The sequence below is a fragment of the Snodgrassella sp. ESL0324 genome, assembly GCF_013344955.1.
Lineage (GTDB): Bacteria > Pseudomonadota > Gammaproteobacteria > Burkholderiales > Neisseriaceae > Snodgrassella > Snodgrassella alvi.
The window spans coordinates 118,378-134,525 of sequence record NZ_JAAEDS010000016.1; the positions used below are offsets into that span (position 1 = coordinate 118,378).

A 16,148-nucleotide genomic window follows, 5' to 3' on the forward strand; every position below is an offset into this window, starting at 1 on the left:
CCAAATTGAGTTACAATCAGCATTTCATTGCTTTTTTATTTCTGCTTACATTGATTTACCATCAACTGGCACTGAATGTGCCCCTGTATTCTCTGCTTACTTATGCCCATACCACAGCCCTGCCCGCCGGTACACGGGTAGCAGTACGCTTTCGCAAACGTCTGATGGCCGCCATAGTATGGGAAAGTAATGTAGAACCGGAAATTGATATCAGCAAAATACGACCAATAGAATCAGTGCTTTCTGATGACTGGCAATTGCCTGAAGACTGGCGCACATTACTCAGTTTTACTGCCCGCTATTATCACTATCCTCTCGGACAGGCAGTAATGGCGGCGTTGCCGAAGGGACTGCGTCAGCCTGAAGTCGTACAATTACCCCGACCGGAAGTGATTTACACGTTAAATGCTCTGGGGCATGAACAGCCTCCTCCACCGGCACGTTTTCACAAACAAAATGCATTATGGCAATATCTGCAAACAACATCTGCTACATTACAACAACTTAAGACCATACATTCACAGGCTGCACATTATCTTAATCAGTGGCAACTACAAGGCTGGATACAGACTACTTCAGTTCCGGCCTGCGGCAGCATTCCGGAAAGCCGGCATCAGCTTAATCAGCAACAATTGCTTGCCAGTACAACAGTACAGAATAAATTCGGCCAGTTTGCTCCATTTCTGTTATATGGCATTACAGGCAGCGGCAAAACAGAAGTTTATTTCGACATCATGGCCAAAATATTGCAGCAGGGCAAACAGGTTTTATTTCTACTGCCGGAAATCAATCTGACCCCGCAATTGTTGCAGCGTGTGCGCCAGCGATTTCCACATACTATTACTGCTCTGCTGCACAGTCAGACCGCTGCCGGACAACGGACAACCAATTATCTTCAGGCAGCACTCGGACAGGCGGCACTGATCATTGGCACCCGACTGGCTGTTTTCACTCCCATGCATAATCTGGGATTAATTGTAGTTGATGAAGAACATGATTACTCATTCAAGCAGGAAAGCGAACTGCGTTATCAGGCACGGGATCTGGCTGTGTGGCGTGCGCAGCAGGCAGGATGTCCTATTGTACTGGGCAGTGCCACTCCGTCTCTGGAAAGCTGGTATAAAGCCCAGCAAAAAGATTATCAACTACTGCAATTAAGCGAACGCGCCCATATCAGTGCTCAATTACCGCAAATTCATCTGGTAGATATTCGCCGGTTACCACTGGATAATGGTTTGAGCGATATTATCAAACAAAAATTACAGACCAATTTTGCCAATGGTGGCTTAAGTATGGTCTATCTGAACCGTCGCGGCTTTGCTCCGGCTTTATTCTGCGCCGCCTGCGGGCATACTTTCGGCTGCCCTAACTGCTCGGCCAAGATGGTTTTACATCAGCATGCCGGTCAGCTGCGCTGCCATCACTGTGATTTTCACCAGCGTATTCCACATTGTTGCCCGGAATGCGGTAATCAGGATTTAACGGCTGTCGGGCAAGGAACACAACGCATAGAAGAAAACCTGCAATATCTGTTACCTAAGGCACGTATTCTGCGGGTAGACCGCGACAGTACCGCCCACCGGCAGGATTGGTCAGATATTTACAGTAAAATCATTAACCGGCAGGTAGATATTCTGATTGGCACCCAGATGCTGGCCAAAGGTCATGATTTTCCGCAATTAAATCTGGTTGTTGTTTTAAATGCAGATAACAGTCTTTACAGTGCGGACTTTCGCGCACCAGAACGCTTGTTTGCCGAATTGATGCAAGTAAGCGGCCGTGCCGGCAGAGCAGAATGCAGCGGCGAAGTCTGGGTACAAACCAGACAACCCGAACATAAAGTTTATCAGGCGCTGGCTGCACAAAATTATATTACTTTTGCAACAGCAGAACTGACGGAAAGACAGGAACTGGGCATGCCACCTTTCAGCTATATGGCAGCTATTCGTGCTGACGCCAGAACCATGCGTGAAGCACAGGAACTCCTGCGACAGGCATTACAGGGTATCGGACAGCAACAGTCTTTACCGCCCAGTGTCAGTATTTTCGGACCAGTACCAATGTTAATGGCACGGCTGGCCGGTTATGAACGGGCACAGGTCTTTCTGGAAAGCCATAACCGGCGCGAATTACATCACAGCATTACAATATGGCAAAGCTGGCTACTGCATCTGGAAAAAACCAGCCCGCACACACGCTGGCTGATTGATGTAGATCCGCTGGAAATGTAATTATGATGCTATTTGAATTATAAGCATACATTCTTTCATTTTTACCCCTGTCAGTAACAAAAACTGGTCATCAGCCAGATTGGCAGATGACCAGTAATCAGATATAACCGATAACTTATTCGCGCCCGCGCAGACTATGCCAAACACGTGAAAGTAATGGTTTTTGTTTTTTCTGGCGGGTAACTTCATTGCCATCATAACCTACTTGAGATTCCTTAGGGAAAGCACCAAAAGGTTCCACAGCATAATTTTCCAGCTTATAGCCGGCATCCAGAGCTTCCTGATAGTACTGGTCAAACAGTTCAACCAAGTCTTTACGCGGATGAGGCAGAATATCACTATCAAACCAATGTTTCTGACCAGCTGCAGACAAACGCGGGATTGAATACTTATGGCTAAATTGGGTACCCATATCCGAATAATGCAAAATTTTCATCTGCTCGATCGGCATACCTTCACCATCGACACAATTCCATGCAGCAGTATAAGCCTGTACCCATTCAGGATGCTCTTTAAACTTAGCCATCATTTTTTTATGCGAATCAGGGTCAGCACGCAGCGTAGCCTGTTCCGGCAATTTAGCTTTAGCTTTCGCACAATCCCAGACACAAGTACACAAGCGGGTAAAACGTTTGCCCTTGGCATGATCATGCACTTCCTTGGCAGCAACAATTGCTTCACCTTCAATAGGATGCTCCCAGAGTTCGGCTAAATCAGCCAGAATAATCATGTCTGCATCCATATAAATAGCCCGGCCTTCATAATTGCAGGCAGCAGGAATACCCCAGCGGAAACCTGAAAACGGTGTTGCCCATTTTTCAGTATGCCAGCCGGCACCAGATTGCGGATCAGAGTACCAGGGGCTTTCCGGGTCATGACTTAACTGCATCCAGACAATTTCCACTGGCCGCGATGTATGTTTATGGATGCTGTAATCCACCACCATCATCTGTTCCAGATCACAGTTATTCGGGTCACAACCCACAAAGACCTTAATTACATCGTTGCTCATGCATATACTCCCGATTTGCTTACGTTATAAAGATAATTGTAATCTTACCGCAAAAATACCAGTAAAAATGATAATATTAATCAAGTAATATTTGATATGAAACAAATAATTCCAATCAAATTTATAAATATCAGACCGGTAGATACCTGTTATCAGGTATTAATTCGTTTTAATATGGCAAGTTAACTGATTAGCCGACAATATCTGCCACACTCTTAAAAATATAATAAGACTCAAGTAATTTATCCATATCATAAATATAACTCACAGCCATTACCTCATCCGGCTGTAAGCGCAGGCGATATTCCTCCAGCTGCTGACGAATAGTATCAGGAGCACCCAGTAATGTGCAGGCAGTAAAGTTACGCACATAAGTTTCCTCCTCAGCAGTCCATAAACCGTGCATATGAGGTACTGGTGGCTGTAACGGCGCCCGGCTATTGCGAACCAGTCCCAATACCGATTGAAACTGCGTAGTTTGCAGGTAACGAGCCTCTTCATCCGTTGCCGCAGCAACAACATTTAAACACAGCATAAAAAATGGCTTACTCAGCTGAGCAGAAGGCTGAAAACGTTCCCGGTAAATCACTGCGGCCTCTTCCAGAAAACGCGGTGCAAAATGTGCAGCAAAAACGTATGGCAGCCCCATTTTGGCCGCCAGATAAGCACTATCCGTACTGGAGCCCAGTATATAGAGCGGAATATGTGTACCAATACCCGGATAGGCCTTTACTATTCCCTGACAATTCTCATCGCCCAGATAACGTTGCAACTGCACCACATCATCAGCAAACTGTAATGAAACATCATTTAACTGCCGACGCAAAGCTGCAGCTGTTACCCTATCAGTACCGGGTGCACGCCCCAGTCCCAAATCAAGCCGGTGCGGATAAATGGTTGCTAAAGTGCCATACTGTTCTGCAACCATTAACGGACTGTGATTAGGCAGCATTACTCCTCCGCTGCCTACCCTTATCTTGTGGGTATGTGCCAGTGTATGACCAATCAATACCTGAGTGGCAGAGCTGACTACCATCGGCATATTATGATGTTCTGCGATCCAGTAACGCACAAAACCTGACTGTTCAGCAGCCTGTGCCAGACGCAACATATCCTGTATAGCCGCTGCAGCAGTACCTTTATCCCGACGTGGTACCAGATTCAGTATAGAAACAGGAATAGCCATAAATTCCTCACATTGAAGAAAAACAGATATAAATTAAATTCGTCCTATGCGCAGAAAACGAATACTCTGCCCGCGTATAAAAAACCGCTGCATAAATTATACAGCGGCCTATACACAATCATGATACAGGCTTATTCCGGCAGTAACTCAATTTTACTCGGATCTCTTCCCTGCTGCTTGAGTGACACCACAGAGGTAAACAGCATATCGCTGGAAGAATTCAAAACTGTTTCAGCTGAGTCCTGAATTTCACTGATAACAAACCCGATTGCTACCACCTGAGCGGATATAGCCGGATCAATACCAAACATACTGCATGCTACCGGAATCAGTAGCAGCGAACCGCCGGGCACACCGGAAGCACCAAGAGCACATACCGTTGCCAGAATACTTAGCAACAATGTCTGAATAAAGCTCACATCCAGACCTAAAGTATGCACAGTAGCCATCGTCATCGTCGTAATCGTGATAGCCGCTCCATTCATACTCATTGTCACACCCAGAGGAATAGACAGCGAATAAATTTCTTCCGGCAATTGCATACGCTGAGCTAGACGGATATTTACCGGAATATTTGCTGCTGAACTACGGGTAAAAAACGCTGTAATTCCACTATAACGCAAACAGGTAAACACCAGCGGATATGGATTTTTACGAAAATTCAAAAATACAATCAGCGGATTAATCACTAGTGCCACAAACACCATCAGACCCAGTAATACACCAATCAGCTCAAGATAATTCTTCAGCTTAGCCAAACCATCACTCGTAAAGTGGGAAGCAACCAGACCAAGTACACCATAAGGAGCAATTGCCACAACAAGGCGAACCACCCAGATAGTGGCATCCGACCAGTTTTTAATCACCGATTTCGTTGCCTCACTACTCTGGCGTAATGCAATACCCAATGCTGTTGACCATGCCAGAATACTCAGAAAATTACCGGTTGCCAGTGCATCAATCGGATTATCTACAAACTTGAGCACAATATTCATAAGAATTTCTGCCACACCTTCCGGCGGTTTTTCAGATATCGGCGGTACATCCATTACCAGCTGTAGCGGATATAAAAAACTTACCGTAGAAGCCAGTACTGCAGAAATCAGAACAGTAACAGCATATAACCAGGCTACAGACTTAATACTGGAAACATTATCAAATTTATTATTAACAATAGAAGATATGACTAATACAAAAACCAGTATCGGAGCAGCTGCACGTAAAGCCTGAATAAATACCTTACCCAGAAATTCCAGTTTCACCCCGTACTGCGGTAAAAACGCCGCAATAAACGCGCCAATAATCATACATATCAGCATGCGTACAATCAGATTACTCTTAAATAATACCCATAAAAGCTTCTTCATTCACAATCCTTGGTTATCGCCGGATTCAAACACATTTAAAAACAGATACAAAATATCATCGGAACTGACAATAAATCCGTGAGCAGCAAATTATCTCTCATCAGAAAATCTGTTTTAATCCGTCTTTTCAACACCATTAAACCTTAACAGAAAACCATTTCAGTTTACCTAGCAGATAATAAGTTTAGCATTAAAACGAACACAAACAGCGAATAATCACTAAAACCGCGAAAAACAGTTAAAATCAATCAGCAATTTATTATTCTTAATCAATGGAATCAAACTACACAAAAATCTAAAATGCTATACTCCCACACCAGTAACCGCCCAGACAAAATATGCCATGGACACAGCTTCACAAAACTACATACTATGCATGAAATGGGGGCAAAAATATGATGCTGAATACATCAACCGCCTCTATAACATGGTGCAACGCCACTTAACGCTACCATTTACCATGATTTGCCTGACAGATGATGCTAAAGGCATCAATCCGGCTGTTCAGTGTTATCCGCTGATACCACTGGATCTGCCTCAAGGTCTGCCTGAACGTGGCTGGAACAAACTGACAACATTCAGCGCAGATTTATATGGTTTACACGGTACAGCTTTATTTCTTGACATAGACATAGTCATAATCGATAACATAGACTGCTTCTTCACACATCCTTCCAGCCGTCAGGACGAAGTATGGATTATTCGTGACTGGAAAAAACCGTGGCGAAAAGTCGGCAATAGCTCAGTATACCGATTTCAGATTGGGGCATTACCAGAGTTAATGAATTATTTTCGCGAGCATTTCCAGACTATCCGTCAGCAATTTCGTCATGAACAGGCATTTTTATCATGGTATGTGCGCGAAAATCATAAACTAAGTTACTGGCCTGAAAACTGGTGTCTGAGCTATAAATATGACGTATTAAAAAAAATGCCTTATGCGCTATGGCAGCCACCGGAAAAGCCGGATTACGGCAAAATTATCATCTTTCACGGCGAAGTTAATCCTCCGGATGCCATAATGGGAGGCGGAGGAAAATGGTACCGTAAAATTTTACCGGCTCCATGGTTAAAAAATTATTGGCAATAAAATTATTATTATGAAAATCGTACAACCACACAGTAAATTCTTCATCATTGGCAATGCTGACGAACAAAATTCTATTGTCGGATTAATTCATGAAGACGATATCGTAGTCCGCTTTAACAATCCCAATCCAAACTGTTCACTTATGGCCGACTGGGTATTTATTGCCAATGGCTACACACAAATCAGACATCTGAATATTGACCATCAGTTTTTTAAACCTGACACACAAATATTTTTCCGATATACCACAAAAGATATTTGTCTGGGACGATATCAGAATATTCCTTTACATAAACGGATAAAATATATATGGCGTTTTCCTAAATGGATTAAACACTCTCATCTGGATCAATATCAAATAAACACGATACCTACAGATACTTATCAGCACTGTGCCAATACACTGGGTTTTCGCCAACCAAGCACTGGTTTACTGGCCATTGATTACATTTGTCAGCATTATCCGGAAAAACAAATTTATATACATAATTTCACCAGTGAAGGCTGGACGGGGCATAACTGGGATGATGAAAAAAAACTAATTTATAAGTGGATTACCGAAGGTAAAATAACTGCAATCTGAACAGAAAATATTTACCTGCATGAGAATCGGGCTAAACCTGATTTCACTATCAGTTTAGCCGCCTTGTCCCACATACCCGTACATACTAATAACGAAACAGTTGCGCAAGTCGATAACTGTTTTTGTGCATATAGCTCTTTAGCCAAAAGCAAAATATCAGCTTTTTCCATTTCCGGAAGATTCATTTTTCTGAGTTTACGACACAACCTGAAATAATAAAGATGAGCTTTATATAATAAATAAGCACAGCACTTTTTATCATTAACCACCTTATCAGCATATTCAGCCTGTTTCAGATAAGCCCTGATACCATATACCTGTTTCAGACTCATTTTCTGCACAATCGAATCCGGCCAGATACGATAATGTACTAAAGTTTGCGGATAATAAAAGTAGGTCTGACACTGATTCAGAATAATCGGAGTGTTCGCAATATCTTCATAAGCAGGTATAGTGAAATCACACGAATCTGTTACCAAAGTACGCCGGAAAACTTTATTCCAGAAATAATGTTTACCATCCATAATTGCGAGGCGGTATAACTCACCGTTATTCTGATGCAATAATGTATTTGCAGGAGTAACAGATAAATGTTCATGGTATTTAACTTTACCGCTACCATCAAAAAATACATCATAATCAAACAGTACTACATCCGGATGATACTCACCCAGAATATTCCTTATCTGCCGTACCGCTTGCGGTTCAATCAAATCATCTGAATCAATAAACCAGACATATTCAGCATGACTGGCCTGTAACAGACACTGGCGAACCTGAGTAATACCCAGATTTTTCTTTCCGCACAATATACGAATATTCACATGCGGATAACTCTGCTGATATTTGCGAATCACACTAAGTGAATTATCAGGTGAACAATCATCATAAAATATAACTTCAGTTAAAGCAGTCAAATCCGGAAATAAAGCATCCAGCAATCCGGAAAGATATGATTCAACATTAAATACAGGAATCAGAATACTTAAATCTACTTTATCTGTACCTGCATAATTATTTTTTACCCCATTCACACAACTATTCCTCAAAATCACTTTTTATTATTGGCACCAGCATACGTTGCGCACACCGCAGCACAGACAATTGTCTCCATCCCATACGAACTTGTGCTGCCAGACGACGATATTTAAAGCATACGTTACTATAAATATCGTTTGCATGAGGTTTCAGATTATTCTCAGGAGTGATAGTAGAAACAAAAGATTCTGTATGCTCCAGACCATAATTAATACACTGATCCAGTTGAATTGCAGCGGCCGGATACACTTGTCTGGCATTCAAATCATATGAACGACACAAAAAAGCATCGGCAAGCGCCGGTGCCGAATATTCAGCTCTGTTTAACAGCTTCTGTGCCCCGGAAGGGAATAAAACATATGCGGCGGCACCTGTCCGATCCTGATATAACCGGCGTAACTCATAACCATCGATTAAATTAAAAGCCTTTTTACTTATCCATTTACGTCGATGGCGCGTTTCCAGATTTACATAATCAACTTCATTTGCCAGAGGAATTAACGCAGCAAGAATATCTGCTGTTTTACGCGATAATAGAGCATCATCTTCAAGAATCAACCAAGGTTTATCGGTATTAAGTACATATCGCCATGCAGCTTTATGGCTTAAAAAACAGGCTACCTCAGCCGGACGCAATTTACGCTCCCAGCCATTTGCTAATTGTTCATATTGTTCACCAAGAATATCCGAACTATTAACAGCAGACAGGCGCTGCATAGGTATTTGCAAATGAATCAGTTGTTTGCGCTGAAATTCCAATCGCTCAAATGAATGATCCAGATTAATTACTAGAGCAGAAATCATCTGTTTGTATCACCACAGATATTATAATTAATCATCAGATTTTTGCTGAAACAGAACATCCTCAATTTCTCGTATCCGATCCATGCGGCGCTGTACTTTACTTTTCCGTATTGAAAACAGCTTCCCGCTGGTTCTCAGATTTTCATGAACCACACGGGCAGCCTGTAACTGTTCGATATAAACCTGCTGTTTAGGTGCACGCAGATTGTCTTCACGATCAAATATCCAGCAAAAGCCAACAGGCAAATGAAAAACTTTATAACGAGGATTGTCAGATGCCTGATCAGCAGCAATGACAGATTGTAAAACCTCCTGATCCCAGATTTCCGGATGTGCTATACACTGCCGGTTCCATTCGGCTAGCAAGTGTCTTGCAGCCTCAGTGTCCTGGAAAAAAAGAGTTGCAGATACTAAATGACCATCTCCTAAATCATAATACACTGCAATATCACAATCCAGACTGGCAAGATATTTTAACGGAGAAACATGAAAAACCGCATCAACATCCACATACAGCATTGGTCCGCTGACTATATCACGTTCACGAAGCAAATAAGCTGCTTTAAACGACGTATTGGCTTCCCACCCACCCTGACTGGAAATAGCAGTTGTCTTAACCCTGATACCCAAACGTTCAGCAGAAGCACACATTCGTCTGGCTTCATGCGTATAAAATTCATCATCTGTATGATAGGCTACAACTGTTACCGCATCATCTGCTGATGCTTTCATCTCATCAGTAACAACCCGTGCCAGCGGAACCACAACTTTACGATTCTTGGCCCGCCATGCATATTCTCTGCCCAGTTTAACCATTAGTATTATTCTCAGTGATTAACATACATTTATTATAAACGTGTCCATCCATACATTTTCACAACATCAAAATGACGCCGCCAATGCCGCCCCTTAAGAAAAAATCTTTTAATTTTTTGTCCCAAAGTAAGTTTAAAACGCACACGATGAGGAATATCTGAATCCAGATTCTGAAATGCCAGCGGCTCAACCAAAAAAGCCTCTTTTAACCGGCCACCACTATAATGCCAGACCTTATCAATAGGATAAAAGAGATTTTTACTTGCCTGCAGCATATTTTTAGCTCCCTCCAAAGATACAATATAACAACATGCCAATGACGGAGCGATATCACACTCACAGGCAATCATATGATTACAGAGCATATGTAAACGAAAAATTTTCCACCGGACAATAGCTTTACTTTCCATAAAGCGCCATAATCTGCGCCTTACCAATTGCCAGAATCGCGGTCGAACAAACTGTTTCTGCGCAATACAAGAATTAACTGCCGCAACATCAATATCGTAAAAAGGTCTTTTTAAAGTCAGATTTAAAAAATCAAAAGACTGAAAATTTTTTTCATCAGCCAGCAAAGAAAGCAGTTCAGGTTTAAGCTGTACATCATCTTCCAGAATCAGAGCATAGGGTATATTTTCATCTACCATTCTCTGCCATACCGTCTGATGGGATAAGGCACAACCAATTTCTCCATTAACGGCCTTACGTTTACATTCCAGTGCAAATCTTTTCTGGTTAAAAAAGGCTTTTTGCTCATCAGTTAAACAATTGCCATCAACTGCATTTACCCTTTCAAAAGCAATATTCAGATTTTCCAGTTGTTGTTTAACAAACATTAATCTATCCGGACGGCGTTCAAGATTAATTAAAAAAGTTTTGAGCATTGATTAGCCCTGCACATACTTTAGTCATAAATTATCTATAAATTATAGCTAAAATATGTCTGCCATTCATAGATAAAACCAGTATCCTGATACACTCACCAGTATAAACTGCTAAAATAGCTACCTGATCTGATAATAGTTACACTATTTCAACTATACAGTTATCAAGAATACCAGATTTCATAAAATTAAGTTAACAATGTCGCAACCAACTATTATTCTGGCAATGTCAAGCTATAGTGACTTCGCTGCTGCCATTCAAAAGCATTTAGAATACCATAATTTTAAAGTTATCTTTATAAACAGCACTGCAGAGGAATTGAAGAAGCAAGTTGATTCCAGTTTTTATTATCCTAGCCTGAAATCGCACCTGATTCATACAGCCCGAAAAATTTTTCTTTCAGATTGTTCATACAAAGCATATCTGAAAGAACAAATGTACAATCAGAAATTACTGGCAAATATTAAAAAGCTATTAGGCAACAATCATTACGACTATACTTTGGTTATACGCCCAGACTTATTTCCTATAGAGGCCTTACAACTGCTGAAAATTCATACAAAAAACGATTTTGTTGCTTATCAGTGGAATGGAATCAGCCGATTTCCTAAAACAAAGCCGACAATAAACTTATTTGATCGTTTTTATGTATTCGATTCTGAAGATCTGCATAATGAGGAATACCAGCAGTACCGGCTAAATGGAATCAGTAATTTCTATTTTGATATGTATCAGCCACAACCTGTATCACATACCGGAACCATTGCCTATTTCGTCGGACTACATGTAGATAGTCGCATTACTGCTATAGAAGCCTGTGCAAATGCATTAATTAAATACGGGATAAATCTAGATTTTAATATAAAATTTCGCCCGTCTGAAGCTAGCAAAGCAGGACTATATTCTTGTAAAGAAATTCATTTTATCCCTGAAAATATTACCTTCGATGACAATTTAAAGCATATCAACAATGCAGATATACTCATTGATATCGTTAATCCAGTTCATCATGGTTTATCATTTCGTACATTTGAAGCTTTATATTACCAAAAGAAATTAATTACCAATAACTCACAAATCAAAAATCTTGATTTTTATCATCCAGATAACATTTTTATATGGAAGAATGCGGATGATTTACAGAAAATAGAGAGCTTTCTGGCCAGACCATTTGTCAGCATCAATCCGGATATTATAAAAAAATACAGTTTTGCAAACTGGATAAACAATATTTTAAACAGACAGCCATTCCAGAAAATATCCGTTATATAATTGAAATATTCTAAAAAAATGCTGTAGGCTCAAATTTGTATTTAAAAAATACTAACTACAGCACATTCAATTACACCACATCTGCTTCAGCAAAAGATAAACCAACGGAACTTACTCTGCAAAATTGAATATTAAGAGAATTATCGTACAACAATTTTATATCATACTGAATATGAGTAAATCTTTTTGCTTTAGATATTAATCGAATTAAATGAAATTAATGCATTTAAATTTAATACCGGATACCATTATTTCTACAATCATAGTATCCGGTTAGCAATCTATTTATAGATTTATTATGAATAAAGTACTGAAAATCCAATATTTCTGCTACTTTTCAACATATAAACCAATAAATAAAAACAATACAGGCAAATTTTAAACACTCTTAAATCTGTTAATTTAATGATTTATCTTCAGCTGAATTGCGGTTTTCACCAAACTGCATCCGATGTAAGAATGCATAACGTCCATTTTTTGCCAGTAACTCTGCATGCTTACCCTGCTCAACAATTTTCCCCTGATGCATCACCACAATATTATCGGCATTTTCAATAGTCGACAGGCGATGCGCGATCACAATTGTGGTCCGGTTTTTCATTAGTGTCTCCAAGGCAGATTGCACTAATCGTTCAGATTCAGTATCCAAAGCACTAGTTGCTTCATCAAGAATTAAAATAGGCGCATCTTTTAGCAATGCCCGTGCAATTGCCAAACGCTGACGCTGACCTCCGGACAGCTTCATCCCCTGATCACCCACTTCAGTTTTTAAGCCTTCAGGCATATTACTGATAAATGACCAGGCATTAGCAGCTTTCGCAGCCTGAATAATATCTGCTTCTGTAGCATGCGGAGATCCATAAGCAATATTATTTGCAATAGTATCATTAAATAAAACAACATCCTGACTAACTAATGCCATTTTTGAACGAAGATTTTTCAATTCAAAATCATCAACATTTATACCACCTATACTTACATGCCCGCTGGTCGTATCGTAAAATCGCGGGATAAGATTTACAGTAGAAGTTTTACCGCAGCCAGACTCTCCTACTAACGCAACCACACTACCCTGTTTAATTGTCAGGTTTAAATGATCTATCGCATTTTTATCCGCATGCTGATAACGCAATGTTACATTCTGAAAAACAATATCTCCAATAGGAGCAGTCAGCTGTTTTTCCCCCTGATTTTTTTCTTCCGGTTCATCCAGAAACTGAAATACACTGGCTGCAGCCATCAGTCCGGCCTGCAAAACACTGGACATATTGGTAATCCGTTTTAAAGGATCAAACATCATCAGCATAGCTGACAGAAAAGACATAAAATCACCGGCAGTAAAGCCTGCATGACTGGCTCTTTTAGCAGCAACATATAAAATAATTGATAACGATGTGGCAATTAACAGCTGTGTTACTGCACTACCAATAGATGTATACGACTGACGTCTGACAGCAAGACTACGCAGAGCCTTATTGGTTTTTTCCAGACGACTCTGTTCATACTGTTCACCACCATAAATGCGTACAACCCTTGTACCATCAATTGATTCAGACAAAATTTGCATGACCTGGCCAAGATCATTCTGACTTTTAGTAACTAATCGGCGAATACGCTTATTAATAACCCTCACACACCAGGCAATTAATGGAATGGTAACAAAAGTGATCAGTGTTAATTGCCAGTCAAGATAAAACAACCAAATCAGAAGTCCCAAAACAGTCACACCATCTTTGGCAAAGACAGTGATCACATCAAAACCGGCAGCCGTTATTCCTTTAGCGTCATTGGTAATGCGCGACATCATGCGCCCGCGGCTGTTTTCCTGATAATAACTCACAGGTAACATCATCATTTTTGCAAACAGATCACGCTGAATTACCTGGACCATCTGATTAGAAATATAAGCACTGGTATATTCATTTATATAGTTGGCAACCCCACGAAAAATGAACAAACCGATGATTTCAAATGGTACCCATTTCATAGCTTCGATATTTTTGTCAACGAAACCATTATCAATGATCGGCTTTAACAAATAAGCAAAAAGGGGACCTGTCACACCTACGACAACCATTGCCAATACAGAAATAAAAAAATACTTTACCAGCCCGCGCATATACGGAAATAATCTCTTATAAAGATTATGCGGTGAAAAAGCATCAGCCTTTTTACTTTTTTTCATTCGCTTCCCAGAACAATCAAATACAAAACAAAACACAGTGTTGATGAAATTACCAGTCGGTATCTCATCATAAACGGCATAAATCCATTAAATTCAGCAAACTGCCAATCTAAACCTATACCAATTATCAACTTCTAAAATCATATACAACTTGTATTCTATCAAATCGAAAACAATCTGAATAAAATACCTGATAAAAATTCTCTCCAGTACAAAAATCCACTACCAAATCAATGAAATTTAAATCAGTTGAGACAAACTAAGCACTAATCTTACCGAATTCAATTTACATATTGCTAACAAATACAGTTTATTTAAAACAATTTGTTGATAGATATTGTATATATTTTTACTCTAAAAGAATAATTAAAACACATATGATATTTAAATTTGAATTAAAATATAAACTTATTCTATATATTGATTGGATAAACCCAATTCTTTACATTCAGCAGTTTTAATTGTTATCAACATCTAAATCAGTTTTTATTCATGACTCGTAAAACCATCATATTAGCTATGCCACCAAGCAATGGCATAGTTGAATTAATTGAAAAAAATCTTCAATTTCACGGATATCAAGTTTTACGATTAGATAGTGTACTGAAATTCAAATATAACAGTATTTGGGAACGTATATATCACTTCCTGCATAAGAATATTACTCAGAGTAGCTCATATAAAAAAACATTACGAGAAAAACAAATTTTTCATAAAGCAAAACAACTTCTGGCAGATAATCTTTATGACTATACCTTAGTTATCCGGCCAGATATCTATCCGCCAAAGGTATTAGCTTTATTAAAAAAGCATACTAAAAAAAGATTTATTGGCTATCAATGGGATGGACTTAAACGCTTTCCAGTAAAAAATATTATTCATTTATTTGATCGGTTTTTTATTTTTGATCATACCGATTTAAATAACGCTGACTACCAAAATCATCAACTGTACAGTACTACTAATTTCTATTTTGATGTTATAAAGCCGGATCATGTCAAAAATGATAAATTAGAGGCTTACTATATTGGTGACCATCAGAAAAGTCGCGTTGCCATGATAGAGCAGTGTGCCGAAAAACTTGCGGAAAATGGGGTCAGTATTAAATTTATTATACCTACGAGCAAAAAAAGCGATATTAAATTTTATAAATCAAAACATCTTATTTTTGGTAAAAAAAATCGGTTATCTTATCAAGATAACTTAAAAAACGTCTCTAAAGCGGATATCCTGGTAGATTTTGTTATTGCAGATCATAACGGTTTATCGTTCCGCCATTTTGAAGCACTTTACTACAAAAAAAAATTAATCACCACCAACAAACACATTCAATATTATGATTTTTATCATCCGAATAATATATTCATTTGGGATGATAAAAATTTGGGAGAGATAAATAACTTTCTTATGAAACCATATAGCCCTATAAATCCGGATATAGTTGCGAAATACAGTTTTAAAAACTGGATAGAAAATATTTTAGGTATAAATTCATAATTAAAATATATAGACTCATTCAGAATTTAGTCTGAAATTTGTAACACCAGATAAATTTTGCAAGTGACAGTCTTTAAAATTCCGAACTGAAATTAAATACAATAATATTTGAAATAAATATTCATTTTAATTTTTATTAAAATCAATTATTTAACCGGTATTTAATTTACAAAATATATATA

General features: G+C 39.2%; 13 protein-coding genes. 5 read left to right on the forward strand and 8 right to left on the reverse strand.

What is annotated here, in order from left to right; all coding sequences use genetic code 11:
• The first annotated feature begins 50 nt into the window (after positions 1 to 50).
• Entirely contained in the window at positions 51 to 2,231 is a 2,181-nt protein-coding gene (locus GYY70_RS10960; RefSeq protein ID WP_174832420.1) for a primosomal protein N', read from the forward strand.
• Positions 2,232 to 2,346: 115 nt separating this feature from the next.
• Here the strand turns inward: GYY70_RS10960 and GYY70_RS10965 are convergent, their stop codons facing one another.
• The 3 genes from GYY70_RS10965 to sstT all read right to left on the reverse strand — a co-directional run bounded on the left by GYY70_RS10965 (position 2,347) and on the right by sstT (position 5,796).
• On the reverse strand, positions 2,347 to 3,243 hold the full coding sequence (locus GYY70_RS10965; protein WP_037394709.1) for a glycosyl transferase: 897 nt from the start codon (positions 3,241 to 3,243) through the stop codon (positions 2,347 to 2,349).
• A 190-nt stretch (positions 3,244 to 3,433) separates the two neighbouring features.
• On the reverse strand, positions 3,434 to 4,429 hold the full coding sequence (locus tag GYY70_RS10970; RefSeq protein WP_174832378.1) for an LLM class flavin-dependent oxidoreductase: 996 nt from the start codon (positions 4,427 to 4,429) through the stop codon (positions 3,434 to 3,436).
• A gap of 131 nt (positions 4,430 to 4,560) precedes the next feature.
• Positions 4,561 to 5,796: a serine/threonine transporter SstT gene (gene sstT / locus GYY70_RS10975; RefSeq protein WP_174832379.1), complete on the reverse strand. Its 1,236-nt coding sequence runs from the start codon at positions 5,794 to 5,796 to the stop codon at positions 4,561 to 4,563.
• A gap of 343 nt (positions 5,797 to 6,139) precedes the next feature.
• On the opposite strand from sstT, the gene GYY70_RS10980 reads away from it, so the two are divergent.
• Together GYY70_RS10980 and GYY70_RS10985 are read left to right on the forward strand one after the other, a co-directional pair.
• On the forward strand, positions 6,140 to 6,886 hold the full coding sequence (locus tag GYY70_RS10980; protein ID WP_174832380.1) for a glycosyltransferase: 747 nt from the start codon (positions 6,140 to 6,142) through the stop codon (positions 6,884 to 6,886).
• A gap of 10 nt (positions 6,887 to 6,896) precedes the next feature.
• Positions 6,897 to 7,469, forward strand: coding sequence for a hypothetical protein (locus tag GYY70_RS10985; protein WP_174832381.1), 573 nt, complete (start codon positions 6,897 to 6,899; stop codon positions 7,467 to 7,469).
• 11 nt (positions 7,470 to 7,480) lie between these two features.
• Here the strand turns inward: GYY70_RS10985 and GYY70_RS10990 are convergent, their stop codons facing one another.
• Genes GYY70_RS10990 through GYY70_RS11005 form a run of 4 tightly spaced genes read right to left on the reverse strand, consistent with a single transcriptional unit; the run spans position 7,481 to position 11,011 of the window.
• On the reverse strand, positions 7,481 to 8,503 hold the full coding sequence (locus GYY70_RS10990) for a glycosyltransferase family 2 protein (RefSeq protein WP_174832382.1): 1,023 nt from the start codon (positions 8,501 to 8,503) through the stop codon (positions 7,481 to 7,483).
• Positions 8,504 to 8,507: 4 nt separating this feature from the next.
• Positions 8,508 to 9,311: a glycosyltransferase family 25 protein gene (locus GYY70_RS10995; RefSeq protein WP_174832383.1), complete on the reverse strand. Its 804-nt coding sequence runs from the start codon at positions 9,309 to 9,311 to the stop codon at positions 8,508 to 8,510.
• A gap of 27 nt (positions 9,312 to 9,338) precedes the next feature.
• Positions 9,339 to 10,127, reverse strand: coding sequence for a putative nucleotide-diphospho-sugar transferase (locus GYY70_RS11000; protein ID WP_202984476.1), 789 nt, complete (start codon positions 10,125 to 10,127; stop codon positions 9,339 to 9,341).
• Positions 10,128 to 10,159: 32 nt separating this feature from the next.
• Positions 10,160 to 11,011 carry a glycosyltransferase family 25 protein gene (locus GYY70_RS11005; protein WP_174832384.1) on the reverse strand — a complete coding sequence of 284 codons (852 nt, stop codon included), beginning with the start codon at positions 11,009 to 11,011 and terminating at the stop codon, positions 10,160 to 10,162.
• Positions 11,012 to 11,447: 436 nt separating this feature from the next.
• On the opposite strand from GYY70_RS11005, the gene GYY70_RS11010 reads away from it, so the two are divergent.
• On the forward strand, positions 11,448 to 12,284 hold the full coding sequence (locus GYY70_RS11010; RefSeq protein WP_202984477.1) for a hypothetical protein: 837 nt from the start codon (positions 11,448 to 11,450) through the stop codon (positions 12,282 to 12,284).
• A gap of 397 nt (positions 12,285 to 12,681) precedes the next feature.
• Here GYY70_RS11010 and msbA read toward each other — a convergent pair whose 3' ends face one another.
• A complete protein-coding gene (gene msbA / locus GYY70_RS11015; RefSeq protein WP_174832386.1) occupies positions 12,682 to 14,469 on the reverse strand; it encodes a lipid A export permease/ATP-binding protein MsbA in 1,788 nt (595 codons plus the stop codon).
• A gap of 492 nt (positions 14,470 to 14,961) precedes the next feature.
• Here msbA and GYY70_RS11020 point away from each other — a divergent pair, with 492 nt between their 5' ends.
• The gene (locus tag GYY70_RS11020; protein ID WP_174832387.1) at positions 14,962 to 15,966 is read left to right on the forward strand and encodes a hypothetical protein; all 1,005 of its coding nucleotides are present in this window, start codon (positions 14,962 to 14,964) and stop codon (positions 15,964 to 15,966) included.
• Positions 15,967 to 16,148 lie beyond the last annotated feature (182 nt).

Bases quoted from the DNA above. Each gene is read 5' to 3' on its own strand.
- GYY70_RS10965 (WP_037394709.1), bottom strand. From the start codon at position 3,243: ATGAGCAACGATGTAATTAAGGTCTTTGTGGGTTGTGACCCGAATAAC.
- GYY70_RS11005 (WP_174832384.1), bottom strand. From the start codon at position 11,011: ATGCTCAAAACTTTTTTAATTAATCTTGAACGCCGTCCGGATAGATTA.
- GYY70_RS11010 (WP_202984477.1), top strand. From the start codon at position 11,448: ATGTACAATCAGAAATTACTGGCAAATATTAAAAAGCTATTAGGCAAC.
- GYY70_RS10985 (WP_174832381.1), top strand. From the start codon at position 6,897: ATGAAAATCGTACAACCACACAGTAAATTCTTCATCATTGGCAATGCT.
- msbA (WP_174832386.1), bottom strand. From the start codon at position 14,469: ATGAAAAAAAGTAAAAAGGCTGATGCTTTTTCACCGCATAATCTTTAT.
- GYY70_RS10970 (WP_174832378.1), bottom strand. From the start codon at position 4,429: ATGGCTATTCCTGTTTCTATACTGAATCTGGTACCACGTCGGGATAAA.
- GYY70_RS10980 (WP_174832380.1), top strand. From the start codon at position 6,140: ATGGACACAGCTTCACAAAACTACATACTATGCATGAAATGGGGGCAA.
- GYY70_RS10995 (WP_174832383.1), bottom strand. From the start codon at position 9,311: ATGATTTCTGCTCTAGTAATTAATCTGGATCATTCATTTGAGCGATTG.
- sstT (WP_174832379.1), bottom strand. From the start codon at position 5,796: ATGAAGAAGCTTTTATGGGTATTATTTAAGAGTAATCTGATTGTACGC.
- GYY70_RS11000 (WP_202984476.1), bottom strand. From the start codon at position 10,127: ATGGTTAAACTGGGCAGAGAATATGCATGGCGGGCCAAGAATCGTAAA.
- GYY70_RS11020 (WP_174832387.1), top strand. From the start codon at position 14,962: ATGACTCGTAAAACCATCATATTAGCTATGCCACCAAGCAATGGCATA.